This is a genomic window from Sphingobium chungangianum (assembly GCF_977014255.1).
Genome location: NZ_CDRNIV010000002.1, coordinates 229945 through 253325, shown reverse-complemented (window position 1 = coordinate 253325; position 23381 = coordinate 229945). Strand labels below are relative to the sequence as shown.

The window sequence follows — 23381 nt, the reverse complement described above, 5'->3', positions numbered from 1 at the left end:
GTAATGGCCTTCTGTTTAGGCCGCCAGCCCGCGTGATCGAAGCAAGGCATCGACTTCTGGCGCGCGTCCGGCGAAAGCCCGAAAATTCTCGGCTGCGGAACGGCTGGCGCCCGCCGCCAATATCTCGCGACGGAAGGCGGTGGCGCCTCCCCCGGCAGATCGGCATGAGAGAATATCTCGAAAGCGTCGGCCGACAGAAGTTCAGCCCACAGATAGGAATAATAGCCCGCCGCATATCCGCCCGCAAAAATATGGCTGAACGCATGGGCAAAGCGGTTCCATTCGGGCGGATGAACAACAGCCACCGCCGCCCGCACCTGTTCCAGCGTCTGCAACACCCGCGCGCCCTGCGCCGGATCATAGTCGCGATGGAGCAGGAGGTCGAAGGTCGCAAACTCGATCTGGCGCAACAATGCCAGCCCCGCCTGAAACTGCCGCGCAGCAAGCAGCCGGTCAAACAGAGGTTCAGGCAACGGCTCGCCCGTGTCCACATGCCCGGACAGGCCGATCAGCGTGTCCTTTTCCCAGGCGAAATTCTCCATGAACTGGCTGGGCAACTCGACCGCATCCCATTCGACGCCGGAAATGCCGCCGACCGACGGCAGATCGACCTCCGTCAGCAGATGGTGCAGCACATGGCCAAATTCATGGAACAGCGTCACCACATCATTATGCGTCACCAACGAGGGACGATCGCCCGCAGGCGGTGCGAAGTTGGTGGTCAGATAGGCAATCGGCCGGTGAAAGGCATCGGCATCCCGGAACCGCGCCCGGCACACATCCATCCACGCCCCGCCGCGCTTACCAGCCCGCGCGAACAGGTCGAGATAGACCCCCGCCACAATCTCGCCGCTCGCATCCAGCACGTCATAGAACAGGACATCGGGATGCCAGGTGGAAACAGCTTCCCGCTCTATCAGGCGCACATCGAAAAGCCGCTCGATCAGTTTCTGCGTACCTGCCAGCACACGAGGCAGCGGGAAATAGGCTTTCAGCGCTTCCTGATCGACCCCATGCAACGTCCGCCGCATCGCTTCGGCGACGTAGGACAGGTCCCACGGATAAAGTCCGGTCAAACCAAAATGCTCAGCGGCAAAGGCTCGCGCCTCCTCCAGTTCCTTCTCGCCGACAGGACGAGCGCGCTTGGCGAGGTCAGCCAGAAAGACCAGCGCCTCGTCTGCATCCGCCGCCATCTTGGTTTCAAGCGAGTGCGCGGCGGAATCGTTGAAGCCCAATATCTGCGCTGCTTCATGCCGCAGCGCCATGATCTGGTCGATCCGCTCGCTATTATCATGGCTGCGGTCATCCGACTGATCGGACGCGCGCGTATTGTGGGCGCGATAAACCCGCTCCCGCAGCGCCCGATCGTCGGCGTGAAGCAGGATCGCCAGCACGCTGGGCTGGCGCAGAGTGATCAACCAACCCGGCAGGCCCTTTTCCTGCGCATAGGCGGCAAGAATGGCCTTGTCGCTTTCCGGCACCCCGGCCAGCGCCGCCTCGTCGGTCACATGCTCGCTCCACGCTTCCGTCGCGTCCAGCACGGCATTTCCAAAGCGGGTGCTAAGGTCGCTCAGCGCCACGCCAATGTCGAGGAAGCGCTGGCGGGCATCCCCCTCCAAAGCTACGCCTGCCAGACGGAAGGCACGCAGCGCCAATTCGACGGCCCGTTTCTGCGCAGGACCCAAATCGGCAAAATCGGACCGATCGGCCACGCGCGCGACCGCATCATGATGCGCCCGGTTCTGCCCCGCCTCCATCAGGTAAGCCGTCATCAAGGCCTGTGCCGAAGCGTGTGCTTCCCGTAATTCCGGCGTGTCGGCTACCCCCGCAAGATGGCCAATAGGCGACCATGTACGCGACAGGAGAAAGTCCGCCCGTTCCGCCGCCAATATGACGTTGCCGAAGTCATCAGCTTGCCCAGACGTAATCTGCTCGATCGCCGCGCGGTGCTGGTCAATCCCTTCCTCTATGGCGGGAACCACATGTGCTGCCTCGATGGCGGCGAAATCGGGCAGGTCGGTATCGGCAAGGAGGGGGTTGAGCGAAGTCATGGCTACTCTTGGCTGGGGCAGCCCAAACGGGCTAGGGAAGCCCCTTAATTGGGCCATGACACCCTGCTCTTCAAGCTCTCTGTCGCTACCTCGCCGACACAATCTTAGCGAGCGTCCACCCCGTTGATCGCCAGGACCGACATGACAAGAGCGGTCGTCCCGCTAGCGGATAGCCGATCCGCCACTGGCGCATAGAGCGGAGAATGGTTGGTGGGCGGCGTGATCACCTCGCGCCGCTTTTTTTTACCTGGCCAGTAATTCCACAACCTCGATCAGATGCCCCTCGGCATCGGTCACGAAGGCGACCTTCACACCATGAGCTTCCCTGACTTCAATCGGCTGCACAACGTTGCCGCCAGCCTTTTGGACCCGCTCGACAAATGCCTCAAGGTCGCTCGTCTGGAATCCCAGGATCACCTCATCCCGTGCGGGGGCATCCCGATCCAGAAACTTGAACAAAACGAAGGTAGCGCCGCCTTCGCCCGTAGCATTGAACAGGATTTCATCGATTTGCCGATCGCCGACCGTATCCTGAATCCGCGCCATTTCAACCAGGCCCGCGACATCCTTGTAGAAGGCGGCGGTGCCCTCCAGGTCTTGCACCACAAGCTTTGTAAAACCAAAATGCGAGGTCATTCATCCTACTCCACGAAAGATACAAGAAAAGGGCCAGTGGATGGTCTCCACTGGCCCTCTGTGATCCTAAACGAACGACAGGATCAAGATTAGAACCGGAACATTCCGGTCAGGCCGAATTCGCGCGGATTGGTGACATTCACCGTGCGATAGCCGGAATCATAAGGGATTCCCGCGGCCGTATTGATCTGGGCGGTGCCCAGGTTGGTGTTGGTGATCCGCTTCTGGTTAAGCAGGTTCTTTACGAAGGCCGTAAGCTCGAACCGATCGTCTTCCGTGCGGAAGCCCGCAAAAACGTTCAGCAGGGTGCGCGAACGGTAGTCATAATCGACCTGGTCAGCATAGAAGCCCGGACGATAGTTCACGAGCGCCCGTACAAACGGCGTAAACTCACCCATCGGGAAACGGATTTCCGTATTCGCGGTGAGGGTGAAGTCCGGCGTTTGGGACAGGCGACCGTTGGTCACGCAATAGCTGACATTGCCCGGGCCAGTGATGACGGGTGAAGGAGCGTCCTGGTTGGGAACGCCCGTACCTGCGTAGTCATTGCAAGGTACGCGAGCATCTTCGAAACGCGCACGAACATAGGATGCGCTAATGCCCAAGTTCCAATTATCGTTGATGCGACCATCGATGGAAGCTTCCACGCCCTTGATCTTGGCATCGCCATTATAATTGAAGTCGAAGCCGCCGTTGGTCGGTTCTCCAGGGGCGATCGCCGTTCCATTGACACTGCAGGCCCCGTTCAATTCAGGGCAGTTATACTGGATGCCCGTGAACCGGCTCAGATAATTTTCAAGCGTCTGGTAAAACGCCGATACTGTGAAATTCACCCGGTTGTCGAACAGCTTGCCCTTCAGACCGGCTTCGAAAGAATCGGTCTTTTCGGGTTGTGTACGGATCAGGTCCCGGCTCACCCCCGCGGGAACAGCGACCCCCGTGCTACCGGCCCGATAGGAGTGGCCATAGGCCAAATACACGTTGAGGCGCGGATTGAACTCATAGGAAACCGTCAGGCCGCCTGTCAGAGGCTTGTTCGTAAACCGCTGCAGATCAGCAGGAACGCCTTCCTCAAATCGTTCAAAAGGACGAATTGGAGGAGTAGATAGAGCATAACCCGGAGAAGTCAGGAAGATGTCCGTCGTTTGCACATTCTTGATAATGGAATAGCGCAAACCGCCTTCGATCGAGAAGCCGTTGGAACGGTAACGCAAATTGCCGTTGAACGACCATGTCTGCGCATTCACCGGAGTGAACACCTCTGTATCGATCGGCAGATACACGCCAAACGCGACAGGAAGCGGAGTAAAGAACTGGTCTGCTCGCTGATTGGTCACAACGGTGCCAGTCTGCTTCGTGTAGAACGCACCTACACCCCAGCCGAAACCTTCCTTGTTGTTGGACGCCAGGCGCAGTTCCGCCGAGTCCACCTTATAGGGCGTGTCAATGGTAGACGTTTGCACATAATCGGGGATCGCGTTGCCCGTGTCGAGATCGCGTTCCGCCTTCAGCCTGCTGTACTGGTGAGCGCCTGCGAAGGACAAGGTGGCCGGACCAAGATCATAATCGAAGGCCAGATTGACGATGTGGCTCTCATTCTGGTTGCGGAACCGGCCGTCCGACACCGCAGCGTAATCCGCCTCAGAAAGAGCCGGCCCCGACGGGTTAAAGCCGTCCGGCACATTGCCAGCACCGACAACCTGCTGAAACTGGCTGTTGTCCGCAAACAGATACTGGTAGCTCAGATAGGCAGTGAAGTCGCTGCTCGGCCGCCAGCCCAGCGTTACGCGCGCGCTTTCAGTGCGGCTGCGTGAGCGCTCGCCCGTCGTGATGTTGCGGACGTTGTTCAGGCGGTTGCCATCGACCAAGCCAGCGACGCGGATCGCAAGCGTGTCGTTGAAAGGCAGGGAAACGCCAGCCTGCACGTTGTAGCCATCGCGCGAGGTAGCGGTCGCCTGCGCGTAGCCCTCGATTTCGTCGAAGTTCGGGCGGCGGGTCGCGATGGTGATGGAGCCAGCCGGCGAAGACAGACCGCGCAGCAAGCCCTGCGGACCACGCAGCACTTCGATCTGCTGAATGTCATAAAGAGCGGTATAGACGGTCTGCGCGTCGGTCGGGATTTCGTTGTAATATACCTGAACCGCCGGGCTGGTGCCCTGATCGGGATCGAAGGTCACGCCACGCAGGGTGGTTGTGTTGTTGCGGCCCGAGGTGTTGGTCAGTTCAAGACCAGGTGCAAGCTGCTGCACGTCCTTCGCGTCGAAAATGTTGAACTTCTGGAGCTGTTCGCCGGTCGCGACGTTGACGGCCATCGGCACCGACTGGAGCGATCTTGACTCGCGCGTCGCAGTGACGACGATTTCAGCCGTTCCATCCGCTTCGCCGCTGGCGACATCCTGCGCCCAGGCAGCGACGGGGACGATCAGCGCCGCGCCGCACAACAACGCAGAGATTCCATTCACCTTCTTCATGACGTCCTTTCCTTGATTAGCAGGGACTTGGTCCCAACGATGTTGAGGGCCGCTAACGGTCGTGCGGCCACCCCGCAATCCGGTGAGTCATGTTTTGTAAATTTTCGCACGAACCCGTGCTTTATGGGCAACAGTGAGGTTAGGCCATTTCCCTAATTTACGTCTAAAATCTGACCTATGCATACGCATACAGATGAACCGATTTTCATCTTATAGCTTTCTTCGTTGACACGATGGCTGTTCACCTGTCCCCGTCAGGGAGAGCATATCAACTACATCCTTGTTATTGGTACGGCAAAGTGCGATTACAACGGTCTTGTTCGAGGGAGCCGTATGACTGACAGCCGCAAGACAATTTTCCTGACCGGGGCCACCGGCAATATGGGCCGCGAAACGGTGAAGCGCATTGCGGAAAAGGCGGACACGCTGCGCCTGCGAATATTGGTAAGGCCAGAGGAAAAGTCCCACCCCGTCGTCAAGGACGTTCAGCGCCGTGGCTTGGCTGAGGTGATATGGGGCGACCTCACCGACCCTATGTCGATCCGTAAGGGGGTCGAGGGCGCCGATGTCGTGCTTCATGTCGGCGCGCTGGTGTCACCGCTTGCGGATCGCCTTCCGGCCGAGCTTGTGACCCGCGTCAACGTCGGCGGCGCGCAGAATATCGTCGATGCGATCCACGCGGTGGGCGATCCCAAGCAGACACGGCTCATCTATATCGGCACCGTCGCCGAAACCGGCAGCCGCAATGCACCTGTGCATTGGGGACGGACAGGCGATCCGATCAAGATCAGCGCCTATGATCATTATGCCGTTACAAAGACACAGGCGGAAGCGATCGTCGCACAGAGCGGCATCACCCATTGGGCATCGGTGCGCCAAAGCGGGATGGCGCATTTCGAAATGTGGAAGATTTTCGATCCGATCATGTTCCACAATCCGCTCAATGGCGTGTTCGAATGGTCTACCGCCAATGACAGCGGCCGCTTGATGGCGGCACTGTGCGGCGACGATGTGCCCGCCGCATTCTGGCGCAATTTCTATAATCTGGGCGGCGGCGCGTCATCGCGCGTGGTGAATCATGAGTTCATGGAGAAATCCATGCCCAACTACCGCAAGGTGCTGAAACCGCACTGGTTTGCCACCCGCAATTTCCACGGCCAATGGTATGCTGACTCCGACCGGCTCGAAGCCTTGGTGCCCTTCCGCGAACAATCGCTCGATGAGTATTTCCACGAAGCCCCGCGGCATATGCCGTGGATCGCCCGCATGGTGCCCAAGCTGATGCCGGGTGTCGTTTCAAAACAGATCGAAAAGCTGGCCAACGGGCCAGACGGCAGCCTCAACTGGTTCGTCACCAATAATGAAGCCAAGATCCGCGCTTATTTCGGATCGCGCGCGGCATGGGAAGCCATTCCCCGCAATTGGGACGACTTCCACTTCGCCCAGCCTTCGCGGGAACCGGCCTTGCTCGATCATGGCTATGATGAAAGCCGTTCGCCGGAAGATTGGCGGATCGATGATTTGAAGGCAGCGGCGGAATATCGCGGCGGCAAATATCTCGGCAACTCTTTCGATGGCCCGGACGTACCCGTGGAATGGCAGTCCGCTGTAGGCCATCGCTTCACGATGACGCCACGTCTATACCTCCAGGGCGGTCATTGGTGCCCCGTCATCATGCTCGATACCACCGCCTATGAAGCGGAAGCGGCGCGCAATCCCTTCTTCGCGCAGGTATGGGGCGACGCCGCCGGTTGAGCGGGACCAGATAGAAGGAGAGGTGGGATGAAAAATCAGCTCAAGTGCTTGGCTATCGCATGGATCTTGGGCGCCACGGCGGCCAATGCGCAGTTGTCGGCCCCGTCGGAATTGCAGCAGGCGATACCGCTTGGCACCGGCCTCGTGCCCGGTGGCAACGGCCCTGAAATCTGGTTCGGCAAGTCCGGCAACATGAGCGTCCGCAATACCAGCGAAGCCGCCTTGCTGCCTGTCCTCCCCGACCCGGCAAAAGCGACCGGCACCGCCATGGTCATTGCGCCGGGCGGCGGCTTCATGACGCTTTCCTGGGATCATGAGGGGATGGAGGTCGCTCGCCTGCTGGCCGATCAGGGCATCGCCGCCTTCGTGCTCAAATACCGGCTGGACCCGACCCCGCGCGACTGGCCAGCTTTCGGCAAGATGATGCAGGGCAGAATGACCGAATGGGTCGGCAAGCCCGGTGAAGGTCTGCGCATCGTCACGCCCCCTTATGCGATCGCCGATGGGATCGCGGCGCTGAAGCTCGTCCGCGCGCGCGCAGCCAAATGGCATGTCGATCCGACCAAGGTCGGCATGATCGGCTTTTCTGCCGGAGCGCGAACGACGATCCGCGTGACCATCGACGCGTCGCCCGCCGACCGTCCCGCCTTTTCCGTCATGCTCTATCCACCGATGGAAAAGGTGGACGTACCGGCCGACGCGCCCCCCGCCTTCGTGGCTATGGCGACCGATGATCCGCTGTCAGGACGCGCGGGCTATGCACTCATCGAAAGCTGGATTGCTGCTCGCCGCCCAATCGAGTTCCACGCCTATCAACGTGGCGGTCATGGTTTCGGCCTGGGTGATAAGGGCACGGCCACGCAAGGTTGGACCGAAGCGTTGTTCCGCTGGATCGACCTCAACGGCTTCGGGGCAAAGGAAGCACCGAAGCGCTGAGTTCGCTGTCCCGCTCAGCGCACCGGCACCTTCAGCTTGGTGGTGGCGCGGGTCAGCGGATAACGCTTGCCATTCCACCGGAAATCGCCCGGCAACCCCGTCGGCCGGGTGATCTCGGCATTCAAGGTGCTTCCCGAAATCCGGTAGCGGACGCTGACCGGCCCCTGAGGCGTGGCAGCGGTTGCGGACAGGCTCTTGAGCGATCCCAACGCGGGCTCAACCTTCAGCCGCGCATAGCCCGGCGCATCAGGCCCAATCCCGGCCACGATACCCAGCAGATCTGCACTCGGGTGCGCACTCCAGGCATGGCTGTCCGATCGCGTCGATTGGCCCTTGCCCCCCTGCCCCGCGTCATCGCGCTCTTCCGGCCAGGTCGTGTAATGCATCGTCAGCAGATCACGCCACGTCTTGAGCATGTCGAGATAACGGTCGCTCCTGTCCGCGTGGACCAGCGCCTGCGCCAGATACCAGGAGAAATAATAGCTGACGCTCGTGATCCCTTCGGGCGCGTCTATCCCTTTGCCCGGCACCATTATCCGGTCAATGATGGCCCCGGCCTCGTCGCGGCTCGCAACATCATAAAGGACAGCCAGCGCGTTCATATGCTGGCTGAATCGGTCACCGTCAGGATTGTCGGCATAAAGACCCCGCGCCGGAAGCCAGCACCGGTTGCGGATCGCCGCCTTCACCGTCTCGGCTCGCGCGGCATAGCGCTGCGCCTGGCTGGCGTCGCCAAAGGCTGCCTCGATCGCTGCCCCCTGCTGGAGAGCGCCGAGCCAGCTGACGCTCATCAAACAGCTTTCATCCGTCTTGCCATAGGAGGGAAAGATGGTCCGGTCAGTCGCGGGCTGGCCGACCCAATCGATGAAATTCCATTGCGGGTTCTTACCCAATAGGCCACTCGGACGGCGGTAGGTTTCGAACCAGTCCAGAACACGGCGCATGCGCGGGATGTTACGGACGATGGGCGCGGGATCGGGCTGGCGCAATCGCCAGTCATCCAGTATGCCGACCCACATCAGCGCGAAGGGCGCGATCACATTATTGCCGCGCGTCGGCCAGGCCCCTTCCATAAGCCCGCCGTCGACATCGGACGCAGCAAAGGCATCGATCGCCTGCTCGGCCAGACGAGGGTCACCCGACACGGCATAGGAAATCAGCATCTGAAGGCGCGTGTCGCCCGCATATTGCAGTTGTTCCCAATAGGCCGTGTCCATATAGGTTTCATGCGCATCGATCCGCGCCGTGCGCCATCCTATATCGAAAATCCGTGCAAGTTCAGGATCATCGCTTTGGAACTTACCGACTTGTTGGAACGGATAGCCCGTCTCGTACGCGCGCAGCCCCTCCAGCACCAACGGCTGATCCTTGGTCTCGACCGTGATTTCGGCATAACGCCATGTCCGCCACCATAGCGGGGCAAAACTGCGCTTTTCTCCGTCGGCGATGAAGCTGTCCCAAATGCCGCTCGGCTTGCGATCCTCGATCAGGTTGCGGTCGCCCTTGCGGCCCTGCGCATCGTACAGCGCCTCGGTCCACAGCAGCTTGATCGCCGCACCCTTGCCGCCGGACACGTCCAACTGAGGATAGGCCGACACCATCGCATCGCGCTGAATAAGCAACGTCGCCTTGCTGTTGGCCGGGATCGTCACCGCCCGCGCGGGAAAGGCCATGGCAGCAGGCAGGTCAGTCCGTACCACCTTGCCCGCTGCCACAGGCGTGTAGGATTGCTGCGGCAGGCGGTCGGCCACCAGCGTACGCTTCGCCGCATCGGGAGCGGGAATAGCGTTCTGCCAGCCCTCGCCCTTCTCCTGCGGCCCGGCGGCATCGAAATCAGCCTTCGCCGCATCGATCTTCTCGGGGTTGCCCGCGACATAATACCATCGCTTCACCTGCCCCCAGCCATTGGCGAAGCCACGACCCTGGTCGCGCTTCACCCGCCACCCCTGCCGGTCAGTCGAAAGCTCCGCCGCCTTGCCTTCGCCGATCAGGCGAAACCCGGTCGCGACGCTCTGTTGGAACAGCGGCGCAGTATTGGTGAATAGCGAACTGCCCTGAGCCGCCGAAACCTGCGCGGGCGTGGCATTGGCGGGCAGCTTCAGTGGCTGGACACCGTTCCACACCGTCGCCGCGATGACGTTGACGCCTCGCTTCATATAGGGCGCAAGGTCGATGCTCTCCTCGCGCCAATGGGCGATGTCGCCCGTCGAAGGCCCCGCCGCCACACGTGCGCCATTCACAAATAATATGAACCTATTATCAGCCGTTACTCGTACCTTATAAGAGCTTGGTTTGCCGGGCAGGTCGAGCGCACGACGGAAATGCAGGACGATCGGGCGCACCGTCGGCCCCGCCTCCGCATGGCTGATCCAGCCCTCAGCGCTCCCCGTCTGAGCGATAGCGGCGGGCGCAGCGCCCAACATCAGCGAAGCAGCCAGCAATGCGCTCATCCTCATCATTTCTTCTCCAGCGAAAGGGCGCGGACCAGCGCCGCATCGAGCGCGGCATTGAATTGCTGGGATATGGCCGCGCGCGGGACGATCAGCTGAAACCCATGGAAAGCGCCCGGTATCACCAGCAATTCGGTAGGGACGTCCGCATCGATCAGGCGGCGAGCAAACTCCACATCCTCGTCCACGAACAGGTCGATGGACCCGACCCCGATAAAGGTCGGCGGAAGCCCTTTGAGGTTCTTCACCCGCGCAGGCACCGCGCCTTCAGGCTGAGTGGCAGCGCCAGGCCGCCGCCCAAGCAGCGCCTGCCAGCCCTTCCGGTTCCACTCCGCCGTCCAGATCAGCTGGCCGATATGCGGCGGCACTGGACGCGAAGAACCAGTCCGGTCGTCCAGCATGGGGTAGATAAGCGCCTGAAACGCGACCGGCACCTCGCCCCTGTCACGCGCCGCAATCGTCAGCATGGCAGCCAAGCCGCCACCCGCGCTTTCACCCATGACGACAATCCGACCCGGATCGACGCCCAACGCGGCGGCATTGCCATGCAGCCATTTCAAACCCGCATAGGCATCTTCCAGAGGTCCGGGGAAATGCGTCTCCGGCGCCAACCGATATTGCACCGACACGATCACACAGTTCAGCCGCTCGGCCAGGCTCTTGAGCGCGGGCAGATTGTCCCGCGCATCGCCGCCGATGAAACCGCCACCATGAACGAAGAAGATGGCGCCGCGCGGCGCCCCCTGCTCGGCACCAGCGTTCACGACATAGACCGGCACCGGCGGATGTCCGCGCGATCCGGGTGCCTGCCGCTCCTCAACCCCTGCGGGCAGTGGGCCGGGCTTGGCAGGCTTGTACATCGCCCCGCTGCGCTGCGCCTGCATGATGCCGCGCGCGACCGGCCGCAACTCCGGATTGACCGACTTCAATCCTGCTTCTGAAGAAGGTACGACCGGCGCCGCTGCAATCAGCAGGCAGGATGCGATCGCGGCTGCGAAACGCCGCCCTCTCACCGTTGCGCCTCCAGCTTCGCTGGCCCGACCCATCCGGCCGGAACCGGCTTCAGCTTCTTGTAGATCGTGTCCTTGGGATCGATCATCGCATTCTGGGGTACGTTGGCGACAGCAACGCTGATGTCATTCTTGCCCACGCGAACCAGCTTCGTCACATCGACGCGAAACGGTGCGCTGAACAGGGTGGGCAGGCTTTGTCCGTTGACCGTCACCGTGGCGACGTCATGCACTTCGCCCAGATCCAGCATCACGCTTGTTCCCTTGGTCAGCCAGCCCGCATCGACATCGATCGTGCGCATGTAGGTTCCCGTCCCTGCAAAGCGCGCCAGTTCAGGCACCTGCTGCCAGTCCTTCAGGCTGATAGAGGCGAAATCCTGGCTATAGGGCTTGCGCTGGACATGGCCGGTCGCCTGAAGCCGCCATCCATCCATGGGCAGCGTCATGCTGGCCACGGTAGCGGATGCCGGAACGGTGACAGCCTGCGTCGTTGGATCGAGCATCAGGAGCGCGCTTTCCCCCGCCGCCAGGCTAAGAGGCACGTCGGTCGCCTGCCCAGCGACGCGCGCCGACACAGGCGCAACCGTGCCGTTCATCGCATTCCACCGCGTCACGCCCCCCACCTCGGGCAGCGTCAGCGTCACCTGCCGTGCGACCTCTCCTCTGTTGTACACAAAGGTCGCCGTGCGGCCGTCGATCTTCCGCTGAACGAAGTAAAGATCGGCAGCGTCACCGGAAAAGCGCAGATTGGCCGGAATCGCCGCTGCCCGCAGAGCATCGGTCACACCAGCGGCGGGAACGATCTTCGCTCCGGATTTCAGCGCGGCGGCGACTGCCTTCTTCACCCTCGCATCACGCTGGCGAGCCTGGGCGAGCCCTTCATCCCGGCTCGGCTCTCGATCGGTGAAGAAAACCGGCAGTCCCGCCTTGGCAAAACGCGCGATCGCCTCGGCTGTCTCTGCCTGAATGCCGTCGATCGGCGGCAACACCAGCACCGGATAGCGTTGGCCGCCCTGCGAAACGAGCTGCTTCCCTTCGATCCGCGCATGAGCGATCGAATCCGGGTTGATCCGGTCGAAATCATAGCCTCCCGCCAGGAACGCCTTTTCCGCTGCCTGCTTGCCCGCGCCGTCATCCTCGATGCCGACATAATAGCCGTAGCGGCCATAGAAATAGGCGACCGGAACCACCGCCTCACCTGCTTGCATGACGGCCTGCAATCGGCCGATATAGCCCGCCAAAGGCTTCATTGCGGGCCAGATCGGATTGGTCTCGTTCAACATGTTGGAAAAGCCGCCAGCGAACGGGCTTGGCTGGAAAGCGTGCCAGCCGGGCCAATCGTCGGCATGGAAGCGATAATTATAACCGTGCAGGATCATGGAGTTGACGCCGCCCGCCATGAAGGCATCGACCCGCCGCCGCATTTCGTCGGGCGTCACATCATAGGGGCGATTCCCCCATGCCAGACTTTCCGCCGATACGATTGGACGCCCATAGAGATGCGCACCCGACCGGGCCATCCGCATGAAAAAAGGATCGCCTGAACCGGGCAAATCCTCGGTCTCGGGTATATCGACCAGACCATATCCCCGGATCGTATCGAAAGCGCCGCCATGCGCCTGGAACTTGGCCTTCAGCCCATGCGCATGATTCCATGCCACGAAAGGCTGGATGAACCCCTCGATCATCATGTCTGAAACCGTGCGGCGATAGTCGGCGCGAACCCGTTCCGCCACATCGCTGTTCGCCGTGTCGAAATAGGGCGGCGACCAATGCTCGCTCCACGCCTGCATCCAACCGGGCTGGACAACGAAGGGCAGATAGGGCGTCAGGTCATAGCCGCGCCTCCTCCTGAACTGTTGCAGTAATTCAGGTCCCCACTGAATATCCTGCATCAATTCCAGGCTGTCCACGAATGTCGATCGGATTCCGACCGGGTCATTCCCCAACGGATCACCGACGCGCGCCGCATGCGCCGCAAAGGCTTGCGGGTTCATATGATCCAGTATCAGCTGCGGCCCCTGCCCGGCCGCGCCTAGCACACCGACGTCGGAGGCATATTGGCGGAACACGAAGATTTGCCAGTCGCCGGGCGGCGGCGTCCAATCGAGCGTGCCATCATCATGCAACTTGCTGGTCAGGAGCACGCTGCTTGCCGGGTCCAGCGTGCCTGCCGTCACCACATCCCGCCACGGCGTCAATGTCATGCCCATCGCGCCCGGCACGGCAGGGTGAAGCACGGGCGCATTGCCCTTGACCGCAACGACCGCGACGGTGCGCGCGCGGCCCTCCATCCTCTTGCCCCAGTCTGCTACCTTCGGGTCCTTGACGCGCGCATCGAACATACTGAGCGCGCCCAGCCGCTTTGTGCGCTTGGGTATATTGAGCTTGATCGGACCGGCCTCGCCGCCCCTGACCTGGGTGCTGGCCATGGCGAGTTCGGTGAACGCCAGTTCCGGCGGGATGGCAAAGCCTCCGCCGGACGGCCAGGACGAACCCAGCGTATAGTCCAGCGTCAGGCCCAACGCCTTCGCCGCCTCCCCCGCGGCACGGACATGGGCAAAGAAGGACGGCTCGGCATATTGATCGACGCGTGCCTTCTCGTCCGGCGTAAGCGTCACGAAATTGGGCGTGAACGACTGAATCTCCGCACCGGCAAATCCGGTGTCCGCCATCAGCTTCAGCTCACGCTGCAATTCCTGATCCGTCACCGCATCGCCCGGCCACCACCAACGCAGCCGGGGCCGAGCATCGACGGGCGGGCTCTGGAAATGATCGTCCAGCGGACCTGCAAAAGCCGGAGCCTCGACAAGTGCAAGCATAGCTGTTGCCGCCAGCAGGCAGTTCTTCATCAAACGCTTCGCTGTCATGGCTCAGGGCCTCCGGATCATGCGGTTCAGCCGCGCCGTGCCGGTCAGCACCGGATCCGCGGCGGATGTGCCCACCTCTACCTTGACGTCACCCGCGGGCACCACCCAACGCTGCGCCTTTGCATCGAAGTCCGCGATCACGCGCATGTCTGCCGTAACCGTGACTTCCTTACTTTCGCCGGGCTTGAGATTGGGCTTCGCCCACCCGATCAACCGCTTGGCCTTGCCCGGCCGGGTGACGTAGACCTGCGGCACGTCCGCACCGTCCCGCTGACCCTCATTCACCACGGTGAAGCGGACAGACAGCGCCTTTCCGCCCGTGACCTTCAGCCCTTCATAGCGGAACTGCGTGTAACTGAGACCGTATCCGAAAGGATAAAGCGGCTTCAGTCCCTTCTTGTCGAACCAGCGATAACCGGCGTCCGATCCTTCCGGATAGACGATGTCGAACGGCTTCAAACCCGCCTGAAGACCATAGACGGCCCGCGTTTCCTTATCCGCTGGCGCCGCGTCGGAGCCAGGAAGCACTGGATTGGGCAACTGATCGACGGAGGCGGGGAAGGTCACGGGCAGATGACCGGACGGGTTCACCTTTCCGGTCAGAACCCGCGCAATGGCAGCGCCGCCACGCTGGCCACCATACCATGCCGACAGGATGGCCGGGACCTTGGCCTGCCAGGGCATCAGGACAGGGTTGCCGGTTTCCAGTACGACGACGGTCTTTCCGTTCGCGCTTGCCACCGCGTCGATCAGGTCGTCCTGACCCTCGCCCAGCGACAGGTCCTTATGGTCGATGGCCTCGGTCGCGTACTTCTCCGCGAAAACGACAACGATGTCGGCCGACTTCGCTGCCTGGACAGCGGCTGGCACATCCTTGCCGTCCAGATAGCTGACGGCCGCATTCGGAAACTCGGCGCGCAGCGCATCGAGCGGAGCCGTGCCCCCATAGCCGCGACGGGCAAAGCCAGCGGCAGGGCCGCTTTCCGCGCCCTTGGAAACGCGCTTCAGTCCACCCACGGGATTAACCTGGCTCGAACCGCCGCCGCTCGGCACGCCAACATCGGCATTGCCTCCGACCACCAGGATCGTCTTCGCCGAAGCGGCCAGCGGCAAGATGCCACCCTCATTGCGCAGCAGGACGATCCCCTGTTCCGCCGCACGCTGCGCTACCTCGGCGTTGGCGTCATAATCGATCGACTGGCCCGGCTGTAGCGGCTTGTCGGCCACGCCATGGGCATAGATGGCGTAGAGCACGCGTCCGGCCGCCTTGTCGACCGCCGACTGCGGCACCTTCCCCGCCTTGACCGCTTCCACCATCAGGTCGGAAAAATAGCGCTTGCCGTCGATCTGTTCGCCTGATTGCTGGTCGAGGCCGGCGATGATGGCCTCGGTGGAATGCACCGCGCCCCAGTCCGACATCACATAACCCTTGAAGCCCCAATCACGCCGCAGCACGTCGTTTAGCAGGAAAGGGTGCTCACAAGCGAAAGTACCGCCAATGCGATTATAGCCGCACATCACCGAACCGGGATTGCCGCGTTCCATGCCGATCTGGAAAGCCAGCAGATCGCTCTCGCGCATCGCCTGCTCATCCATGTTCACCGATGCGATGTTGCGACCGGTTTCCTGATTGTTGAGCGCGAAATGCTTGATCGTGCCGATGATGTCGTTGGACTGCACGCCACTGATCTGACTTCCGACCAGTTCCCCAGCCAGCATCGGGTCTTCGCCCAGATATTCGAAATTGCGGCCGCCGCGCGGATCGCGCACCAGATTGACGCCGCCCACCAGCATCACGTTGAAACCCTTGGCCCGCGCCTCCGCGCCGATCATCGCACCGCCCGCGCGGGCGATTTCCGGATCCCATGTGGACGCAAGCGAAAGCCCTGAGGGCAATGCCGTCGCGACATCGCCCTTGCGCATTTCCATCAGGTTGGACACACCAAGGCTTGCGTCGCTTTCCACCAGCGTAGGAACGCCGAGGCGCTCCACGCCTTCGATATATCCTGCGCTGACGGGCACTCCCTGCGGGCGCTTCGACACAGGGACGAGGCCCGACATAGGGCCGTGGATGAGCCGGATTTTCTCTTCACCCGTCATTTTGGACAGGGTCTCAGCGGCTCTGCGCTCGGGTGAATTCCGGGTATCGCGGGCATATCCCCCGACCGGCGTCAGCATCATCCCCGCGGCAGCAAGCAACAGGATGGATGAGGAATTCTTCATGATGTGCAGCCTCTCCGCTGGGGGGACATTTTCCGATTGTCGGCAGTTTACATTCTTACGTTCCAGGAGCGCACACGTCAATATTCGATCGGTGTCGTTCGATTTATTTCAGAAGGCCATTGCTTCCGCCCATGGCTTGAGTCAGAGATGCGGTCATGCCAGCCACAAAGACCGAGAAAGCATTCACCCCAAAACGCGGTCGACCCGACGCGAAACAGGTCGCCGCGATCGATCGCGCTATCTTGGCCACCGCCACCCGGATGTTCCTGGAACTGGGTTATGACGGCGTGGCGATGGAAAATATCGCTGCGGCCACCGGCGTTTCCAAGGGTACGCTCTATGCCCGCTATCCCTCGAAGGAAGCGTTGTTCACGACCGTCATCCATGATCGCGTCAAGCAATGGTCGCTTATATCGGCAAGCCAAGATCATTTGCTGACCGATGACATTGCCGAACGCCTCCACCATCACGCGCAAGTGATCGCGCGGTCACTGCTTCAGCAGGAAGTGCACGCGTTCCAGCTCTTGACGCTCGCCAATCGTGAACGCTTCCCCGAACTGGCCCGCGCCATGTACGAAGCAGGCTATCTCTACATCGTGCGCCTTATCAGCGACGACATCAGCCAGGCCGCCGTGCGCGACGGCATTCCTGCCCGCGATCCTTCCGCGATCGCTCGACAGCTTGTAGCCGCCATCACCGGGTGGGAATTGCAGGAAAGCAGCGCTGGTCCGATCGTCGAAGCCGAACTGTTAGGCGCCGCCCGGAAAACCGTCGATCTTTTGATGGCGGCCCGCAAAAGCTGGTGACTTGAATTTAGCACGACATCGTGCGATATAGGAAATATCACAAACGGAGGATCCTGTTCCATGCGATTTTTGATTCTTGCTGCCGCTGCTCTGTCGCTCGCCACTCCGGCGCTGGCGGAAACTGCTGCTACCGCCAAGTACACCTCTGCCGACACCGAACTGGGTGTCCTGCTCGACAACCCCGCTGCTAAGGCGATTGTCGAGAAGTATATTCCCGGCATGACCAGCAATGATCAGGTCGACATGGCCCGCGCCATGACGCTGAAGGCGATTCAGCAATATGCGCCTGACGATGTCACCGACGCCCGTCTGGCGGCGATCGACGCCGATCTGGCCAAGCTGCCCTAACGGCAAAAGCTCAGGCATTATTGAGGGAAAAGGGCGCGCAAGCGCCCTTTTTCTGTTGGGCACCCCTACCGCCACATAAAAGAAAGGGCCGGTTTGTGGCCGGCCCAGGTAGGTGTAGGAGAGTGCCTAAAAGGCGCACCTAATTGAACATGCATGTTCGATAAGTCAAGCGACCGGCGAGCACCTGTCAACATTTCCATCATATGGGAAAAGGATCGTCATCCCCCGGCTGACGCGGCGTCACCAGACGCGCGGCCCTTGGCGCGATCCATCTTTCGATGCTTTCGACGATCTCATAGATCACCGGCACGAAGATCAGCGACAACGCCGTTGACGTGATGAGGCCGCCGATCACCGCCAGCGCCATCGGCTGGCGAAATTCCGCGCCTTCGCCAATGCCCAACGCGGTCGGCAGCATGCCCGCCGCCATCGCCACCGTCGTCATGACGATCGGTCGCGCACGTTCGCGGCATGCATTGCGCAGCGCCTCCGTCATCGGCGTCCCCGCCCGCTCCTCCTCGATCGCAAATTCCACCAGCAGGATCGAATTCTTCGCGCACAGGCCCAGCAGCATCAGCAGGCCGATCATCGCGGGCAAATCCAGCGTCTTGCCGAACAGCGTCAGTGCAGCAAAGGCACCCAGCAGCGACAGCGGAAGCGCGGCCAGAATGACCACCGGTTTGAAGAAGCCCTTGAACAGCAGCACCAGCACCGAAAAGGTCAGCCCGATGCCCCCCACGATCGCCAGCATGAAGCCGCCAAACAGCTCGGACATCGCTTCCGAATCGCCCGTCTTCGCTTCCTGGACCCCGTTGGGCAGGTTACGCATGACTGGCAATGCGTTCACTTCCTGCAAAGCCTGACCCAATGTCCGCCCGGCGACCAGATCCGCCTCCACCGACACGCGCCGCTCCCGGTCATAGCGCACAATCTTGCCGGGTCCCGCCTTGAACCGAATATCCGCAACGGCCGACAAGGGCGTCGTCTGCCCATCGATGGTCGGCACGCGAAGGTTCGCGATCGTCTCCAGATCCTGACGCGATCCTTCCGGCAGGCGGACGCGGATCGGCACGCGCTCGTCGCCATCCGAATATTTCGCCACGCTGGCGTCGATGTCGCCGATAGTCGCGATGCGCAGCACCTGGGCCAGCGTCCGGCTATCGACGTTAAGGCGCGACGCCTCCTCCGGCCGGGGCGTCACGATCAACTCCGGGCCTGCGGGCGGCGGCGCCGGGCGTGGGTCGGAAATCGACCGCACGTTGCGCATCTGCCGCAACAGTTCGATTTGCGTGCGCTCCAACGCCTGTCCATCCTCCCCGGCCAGCACGATGTTGACGCCAGCCGAACCGAACGTGCCCTGATTGGACAGGCGCACGTCCGGAATATCGCGCAATTTCGGCCTTATGATCTGCCGGAACTCGTCCGTCGTGACGTCGCGATCATGTTTCAGCACCACCGTCAGCGTTCCCGTGCGCATATCGTCGCCCGCGCTGAAGCCGCCGGACGTTGACCCCACCTGGGCAAAGACCCTTTCCACAGCGGGCTCCGCCGACAGCATGCGGGTCGCGTCGTTGACCGCCCGCGCCATGTCCTCACGCGTCGCGCCGGGCGGCCCCTGCACCGCGATGTAGAGATAGCCCGGATTGCCGACCGGCTGAAATCCCACCGGAGTAAGGCTCGCCAGCAGGAGCGACAGAAGGAAAATCCCGCCACCGATCGCCATGGTCATCCATCGGTGTGCCAAGGCCCAATCCAATATGCGGCCGTAAATCGGGTTTACGGGCCGCTTTTCCCGATGCACCCGATCCTTGAGCGGCACGAGGAAATAGGCCGCCATCAGCGGCGTCAGCAAACGCGCCACAACCAGCGAGAAGAGCACCGCGACAGCCACGGTCAAACCGAACTCGCGGAAAAACTGCCCCGCCTGCCCCGGAATCAGCGAGACCGGCGCGAACACAGCGATGATCGTCGCGGTCGTGGCGATCACCGCCAGACCGATGGCATCCGCGCCGATCAACGCGGCGCGATAAGGCGTCTCGCCAGTCTCGATCCGCTTCTCGATATTCTCGACCTCCACGATCGCGTCATCGACCAGGATGCCGATCACCAATGTCAGCGCCAGCAGCGTGATGCTGTTGAGGCTGAACCCCATGGCCGACATCAGGACGAAAGTGGGGATCAGGGATAACGGCATGGCCACCGCCGCGATGATCGTCGCGCGCCAGTTGCGCAGGAAGAGGTAGACGACGATCACCGCCAGAAAGATGCCCTCGATCAGCACATGCTGGGTCGATGCAAAGGTCCGCCGTGTCGAATCCACCGTGGACACCAGCTTGGTGAAGGTGACGCCCGGATGCTCGGCGTGAAGCTGGGCTATGGCCTTCACCGCCCGGTCCTCGACACTGATGTCGCTCGCTTCGCGCGTCTTGCTGATCTGGATCGCGGTCACGGGCCTGCCGTCCAACCGCGCAAACCCGCGCTGTTCGGCCGCGCCATCGCCAATTTCGGCAATGTCGCCCAAGCGGACATAACGCCCCTGAACCGGGATCGCCAGGTCGCGCAACCTGTCGATGGTCGTTGATGAGCCGAGAACACGGATCGTCTGTTCGACCGCCCCCACATCGGCACGGCCACCCGGATCGTCACTGTGGAACGCGGCAAGCGCGTTGTTCACCTGCGGCGCGGTCACGCCCCGTGCCGCCATGCGCTGCGCATCCAGCACGATGTTGATTTCACGGTTCGCGCCGCCGATGCGGTGAACCTGCGCCACGCCTTGTTGGGCCTGCAATGCGCGCGTGACCACCTTGTCGACGAAGCGCGACAATTCCGTGTTGCCCATCGCGGGCGCACTGACCGCATATGTCAGGATCGGCGCGGCATCGATGTCCAGGCGCTGCACCAGCGGCGGGTCGATCCCCGGCGGCAAATCGATGCGCGCGCGCTCCACTGCGGTACGGACATCGTCCGTCGCCTTCTGCATGTCGCTGTGCAGCTCGAACTCGACCGTCGTCGTGGACGATCCCAGCACGGCCGTGGAGCTTATATGCTTGACCCCCGCCACGCTGCTCAACGCATTTTCGATCGGCCGGGTGATCTGGTTCTCGACTTCGCTGGGTGCCGCACCATTTTGCGTCACCGTCACGCTGACGACAGGGAAGTTGACGTTGGGGAACTGCTTTATGGGCAAGCCGATATACGCCACGATCCCCGCGATCGTCAGCAGGATGAACAGCGAAACGACCGGGATCGGATTGCGGATGGCCCAGGCGGAAATGCGCATGGTTACTTGCCCCTGCCAGCGGCGATCCGCACCCGGTCACCCTCCAGTAGAAAAGCGCCGCCGCCCAGCACCGCCCGCACGCCGGGCTTCGCGCCGCTCAATATCTCGACCATGCCACCCGCGCGCCGCCCTGTCCGCACCGAAGCGCGATGAACCCGGTCGGCCTTGTCGAGCAACAGCATATAGGCGCCGTCGGCATCATAATGCACCGCGGCTTCAGGCGCGGCCAACACCGTGCCGCTGGCTTTGACGAACTCCGCCTTGGCAAAGCCGCCGGGGCGCAATTGCGGGTTCACCGGCAAGGCGATGCGCGCGCTCGAAAGCCCCGTCTGATTATCGACGCGCGCGCCCAGCAGCCTGATCTTGCCCGATAGCCTGGTGCCCGACGCCAATGTGACCGTAGCGGGATCACCGATGGAAAGCGTTCCCATGGCCGCTTCAGCAACCTCGGCATCCAATTCAACCAGATCGTCGCGCGCAATGGTGAACAGCACCGTGCCCGATGCGGACGGCTCGCCCGGACGTGCCGATCGCTGGAGAACACGGCCTGCCACGGGCGATCGGATGATCAACCGGCTTTGGCGGGTCAGCAGGTCGTCAAGCTGCGCCTTCGCAACGCCCACGGCGGCCTGCGCCGATCGCGCGGCAATGCGCCGCTGGTCGATCGCCTCCTGCGACAGCACGCCCTGATTGTCGAGGCCCGCCACGCGGCCCGCGTCCATGCGAGCTCTCTCATACGCAACCTGCTGCTGGCTCAACTGCGCGCGCGCCTGATCGATCTGCGAACGCAGCAGCGTATCGTCCAGCACCGCCAATACCTGTCCCGCGCCCACCCTGGCGTCTTCTTCCACCAGCACGCGCGCGATGCGGTAGCCCGAAAGCTCCGGCGCGACCGCCACCTCCTCGCGCGGGATCAGGCGGCCTGAGGCGCTGAGGCCCCCTTCCAGCGCTCGATGATCGACCATGGCCACCGTCACGGTCGGCGGCGGCGGCTCCTTCGCCGCTTCCTTGCCCCCACCGCAGGCGGCAAGCAGCAGGGCGAGGGGAAGCGCCATGGCAAAGGGACGCGGCTTGAAGGTCACGGCATTTCCTTGGATTGAATAGGCAGGGCGACCGGCGGCTGTTCAGGCGCCGTCGCGGGATCATCCGGGCTCCACCCGCCGCCCAGCGCACGGAACGCGCCAACGGCATTGCCCAGCGCCTGTGTCCGCGCATTGGTAAGGGCACGGCGCGCGGCCCGCCACGTCTGTTCCGCCTGGATCAAGGTAGTAAGGTCAGTCAGCCCGGCTCTATAGCCCTTGCGCCCGGCATCAAACGCAAAGCGCGCCCGTTCCTCGGCAAGGCCAAGGTCGGCGAGCCGCACCCGATCGGCGGCGACCAGCGCCAGCGCGATGTCGGCATCCCGGAAGGCCGCCTGCACCGCCGCCTCATAGCTCACCACGGCGCGTTCGCCCTGCGCCTCCGTCGCGCGCAATTGCGCCATCAGGCGCGTACGGTCCAGAATCGGCAGGCTCAATCCGGCGGCGATGTACCAGAGGCTCGAAATGCCGCCTGCCACCCCGGAGGTGCGGCTGATGCTGCCATTGCCCTGAAGCGTGAAGCGGGGGAACAGCGCCAACCTGTCGACCTTGACGGCGCTCGTCGCTGCCGCAACCCGCGCCTCGGCGGCCAATATATCCGGCCGCCGCGTCAGCAGCGTCGCGGGCAGCATCGGCGGGACCGGCGGCGCCGTATCGAGCCGCGCCTCTATCGGCAGGCTATCGGTCGGGGCGTCCGGCGTTCCGATCAGGACCAGCAAGGACCGCTTGGCATTTCGCAGCGCCGTCTCGATCCGCGTCAGCTCTGCCTGCGCCGTTGCTGCGTCGCCTTCCAGCCGAGCCGTTTCCGAAGCCGCCACCAGCCCGCGATCCCGGCCGAGCTGCGAGGCTCGCTCCAATTCTCTCGCGATCCGCAGCCCCTCCTGCGCGTCGTCGCGTTGGACAGCCAGCCCTCGCGCCTCGAACAGCGCGCTCGCGACATCGGCGGCCAGGCTCAAGCGAGCCGCATGATAATCATAGGCCGCCGCCACATAGGTCGCCCGCGCCCCTTGCCCGATCGCGCCCAGCCTGCCGAACAGGTCGAGTTCCCAGCTGGGGCTGAAGGCCAGCGACTGGCTGTCACTGCGCGCGGTGGACCCGAACAGATCGGTGCCCGACAGCTGGCTGCCATCCTGTATCTTGGCCGATCCGCTGATGGCGCCTGTCGGCAGGCGCTGCGACAGCGATTGATCGCGAATCGCGCGCGCCTCGCGCAGCCGGAAATAGGCTGAACGGGCGTCGGTATTCTGCGCCAGCGCCTGTTCCACAAATGCGGAAAGTTGCGCGTCGTTGAAACGGCTCCACCAACGGTCCAGCCTTTCCTCGGCGGCCGGGGCAGGTGCCGTTTCGAACCGCTCGGGCAACGCGATCCTGGGTCGCGCGAGTTCGATCGACGGCGCGCAGGCCGACAGCAGCGCACAGAGCATAAACGAGGAACGGCGCGGGCCAGAAAGCGGCAAGCGGAATGA

14 protein-coding genes and 1 pseudogene are annotated in these 23381 nt (G+C 62.5%); 4 read left to right on the top strand and 11 right to left on the bottom strand.

Annotation, left to right across the window (positions count from 1 at the left end; all coding sequences use genetic code 11):
• Positions 1-15: 15 nt before the first annotated feature.
• The 4 genes and pseudogenes from ACWNC0_RS01330 to ACWNC0_RS01315 form a co-directional block, all read right to left on the bottom strand.
• Positions 16-2051: pseudogene (locus ACWNC0_RS01330) on the bottom strand (M3 family metallopeptidase).
• Between the two features lie 104 nt (positions 2052-2155).
• Positions 2156-2278 (bottom strand): hypothetical protein, encoded by a 123-nt coding sequence (locus ACWNC0_RS01325; protein ID WP_449469064.1) that lies wholly within the window; start codon positions 2276-2278, stop codon positions 2156-2158.
• Positions 2279-2294: 16 nt separating this feature from the next.
• Complete coding sequence (locus ACWNC0_RS01320; RefSeq protein WP_449469062.1) at positions 2295-2687, bottom strand: VOC family protein; 393 nt, start codon at positions 2685-2687, stop codon at positions 2295-2297.
• A gap of 89 nt (positions 2688-2776) precedes the next feature.
• Complete coding sequence (locus ACWNC0_RS01315) at positions 2777-5158, bottom strand: TonB-dependent receptor (RefSeq protein WP_449469061.1); 2382 nt, start codon at positions 5156-5158, stop codon at positions 2777-2779.
• 333 nt (positions 5159-5491) lie between these two features.
• On the opposite strand from ACWNC0_RS01315, the gene ACWNC0_RS01310 reads away from it, so the two are divergent.
• Complete coding sequence (locus tag ACWNC0_RS01310; RefSeq protein WP_449469060.1) at positions 5492-6913, top strand: NAD-dependent epimerase/dehydratase family protein; 1422 nt, start codon at positions 5492-5494, stop codon at positions 6911-6913.
• A 27-nt stretch (positions 6914-6940) separates the two neighbouring features.
• On the top strand, positions 6941-7849 hold the full coding sequence (locus ACWNC0_RS01305) for an alpha/beta hydrolase (protein WP_449469058.1): 909 nt from the start codon (positions 6941-6943) through the stop codon (positions 7847-7849).
• Positions 7850-7863: 14 nt separating this feature from the next.
• Here ACWNC0_RS01305 and ACWNC0_RS01300 read toward each other — a convergent pair whose 3' ends face one another.
• Genes ACWNC0_RS01300 through ACWNC0_RS01285 form a run of 4 tightly spaced genes read right to left on the bottom strand, consistent with a single transcriptional unit; the run spans position 7864 to position 16402 of the window.
• Complete coding sequence (locus ACWNC0_RS01300) at positions 7864-10308, bottom strand: alpha-L-rhamnosidase-related protein (protein WP_449469056.1); 2445 nt, start codon at positions 10306-10308, stop codon at positions 7864-7866.
• Complete coding sequence (locus ACWNC0_RS01295; protein ID WP_449469054.1) at positions 10305-11312, bottom strand: alpha/beta hydrolase; 1008 nt, start codon at positions 11310-11312, stop codon at positions 10305-10307. Before ACWNC0_RS01295 ends, ACWNC0_RS01300 begins: the two co-directional genes overlap by 4 nt.
• A complete protein-coding gene (locus tag ACWNC0_RS01290) occupies positions 11309-14179 on the bottom strand; it encodes a glycosyl hydrolase (RefSeq protein ID WP_449469053.1) in 2871 nt (956 codons plus the stop codon). Before ACWNC0_RS01290 ends, ACWNC0_RS01295 begins: the two co-directional genes overlap by 4 nt.
• A gap of 3 nt (positions 14180-14182) precedes the next feature.
• Entirely contained in the window at positions 14183-16402 is a 2220-nt protein-coding gene (locus tag ACWNC0_RS01285; protein WP_449469052.1) for a glycoside hydrolase family 3 C-terminal domain-containing protein, read from the bottom strand.
• Between the two features lie 155 nt (positions 16403-16557).
• Between ACWNC0_RS01285 and ACWNC0_RS01280 the strand changes: the two genes are divergently transcribed.
• Both ACWNC0_RS01280 and ACWNC0_RS01275 read left to right on the top strand, forming a co-directional pair.
• Positions 16558-17208, top strand: a complete 651-nt coding sequence (locus ACWNC0_RS01280) for a TetR/AcrR family transcriptional regulator (protein ID WP_449469051.1) — start codon at positions 16558-16560, stop codon at positions 17206-17208.
• A gap of 60 nt (positions 17209-17268) precedes the next feature.
• Positions 17269-17556 carry a hypothetical protein gene (locus ACWNC0_RS01275; protein WP_449469050.1) on the top strand — a complete coding sequence of 96 codons (288 nt, stop codon included), beginning with the start codon at positions 17269-17271 and terminating at the stop codon, positions 17554-17556.
• A gap of 199 nt (positions 17557-17755) precedes the next feature.
• Here the strand turns inward: ACWNC0_RS01275 and ACWNC0_RS01270 are convergent, their stop codons facing one another.
• The 3 genes from ACWNC0_RS01270 to ACWNC0_RS01260 are packed head-to-tail and all read right to left on the bottom strand — an operon-like array spanning position 17756 to position 23372.
• Positions 17756-20836, bottom strand: a complete 3081-nt coding sequence (locus ACWNC0_RS01270; RefSeq protein WP_449469049.1) for an efflux RND transporter permease subunit — start codon at positions 20834-20836, stop codon at positions 17756-17758.
• Positions 20837-20838: 2 nt separating this feature from the next.
• Positions 20839-21918: an efflux RND transporter periplasmic adaptor subunit gene (locus ACWNC0_RS01265; protein WP_449469048.1), complete on the bottom strand. Its 1080-nt coding sequence runs from the start codon at positions 21916-21918 to the stop codon at positions 20839-20841.
• Complete coding sequence (locus ACWNC0_RS01260) at positions 21915-23372, bottom strand: efflux transporter outer membrane subunit (protein WP_449469046.1); 1458 nt, start codon at positions 23370-23372, stop codon at positions 21915-21917. Before ACWNC0_RS01260 ends, ACWNC0_RS01265 begins: the two co-directional genes overlap by 4 nt.
• Positions 23373-23381: the final 9 nt, after the last annotated feature.

Bases quoted from the DNA above. Each gene is read 5' to 3' on its own strand.
- ACWNC0_RS01305 (WP_449469058.1), top strand. From the start codon at position 6,941: ATGAAAAATCAGCTCAAGTGCTTGGCTATCGCATGGATCTTGGGCGCC.
- ACWNC0_RS01310 (WP_449469060.1), top strand. From the start codon at position 5,492: ATGACTGACAGCCGCAAGACAATTTTCCTGACCGGGGCCACCGGCAAT.
- ACWNC0_RS01300 (WP_449469056.1), bottom strand. From the start codon at position 10,308: ATGATGAGGATGAGCGCATTGCTGGCTGCTTCGCTGATGTTGGGCGCT.
- ACWNC0_RS01320 (WP_449469062.1), bottom strand. From the start codon at position 2,687: ATGACCTCGCATTTTGGTTTTACAAAGCTTGTGGTGCAAGACCTGGAG.
- ACWNC0_RS01270 (WP_449469049.1), bottom strand. From the start codon at position 20,836: ATGCGCATTTCCGCCTGGGCCATCCGCAATCCGATCCCGGTCGTTTCG.
- ACWNC0_RS01315 (WP_449469061.1), bottom strand. From the start codon at position 5,158: ATGAAGAAGGTGAATGGAATCTCTGCGTTGTTGTGCGGCGCGGCGCTG.
- ACWNC0_RS01290 (WP_449469053.1), bottom strand. From the start codon at position 14,179: ATGACAGCGAAGCGTTTGATGAAGAACTGCCTGCTGGCGGCAACAGCT.
- ACWNC0_RS01285 (WP_449469052.1), bottom strand. From the start codon at position 16,402: ATGAAGAATTCCTCATCCATCCTGTTGCTTGCTGCCGCGGGGATGATG.
- ACWNC0_RS01275 (WP_449469050.1), top strand. From the start codon at position 17,269: ATGCGATTTTTGATTCTTGCTGCCGCTGCTCTGTCGCTCGCCACTCCG.
- ACWNC0_RS01280 (WP_449469051.1), top strand. From the start codon at position 16,558: ATGCCAGCCACAAAGACCGAGAAAGCATTCACCCCAAAACGCGGTCGA.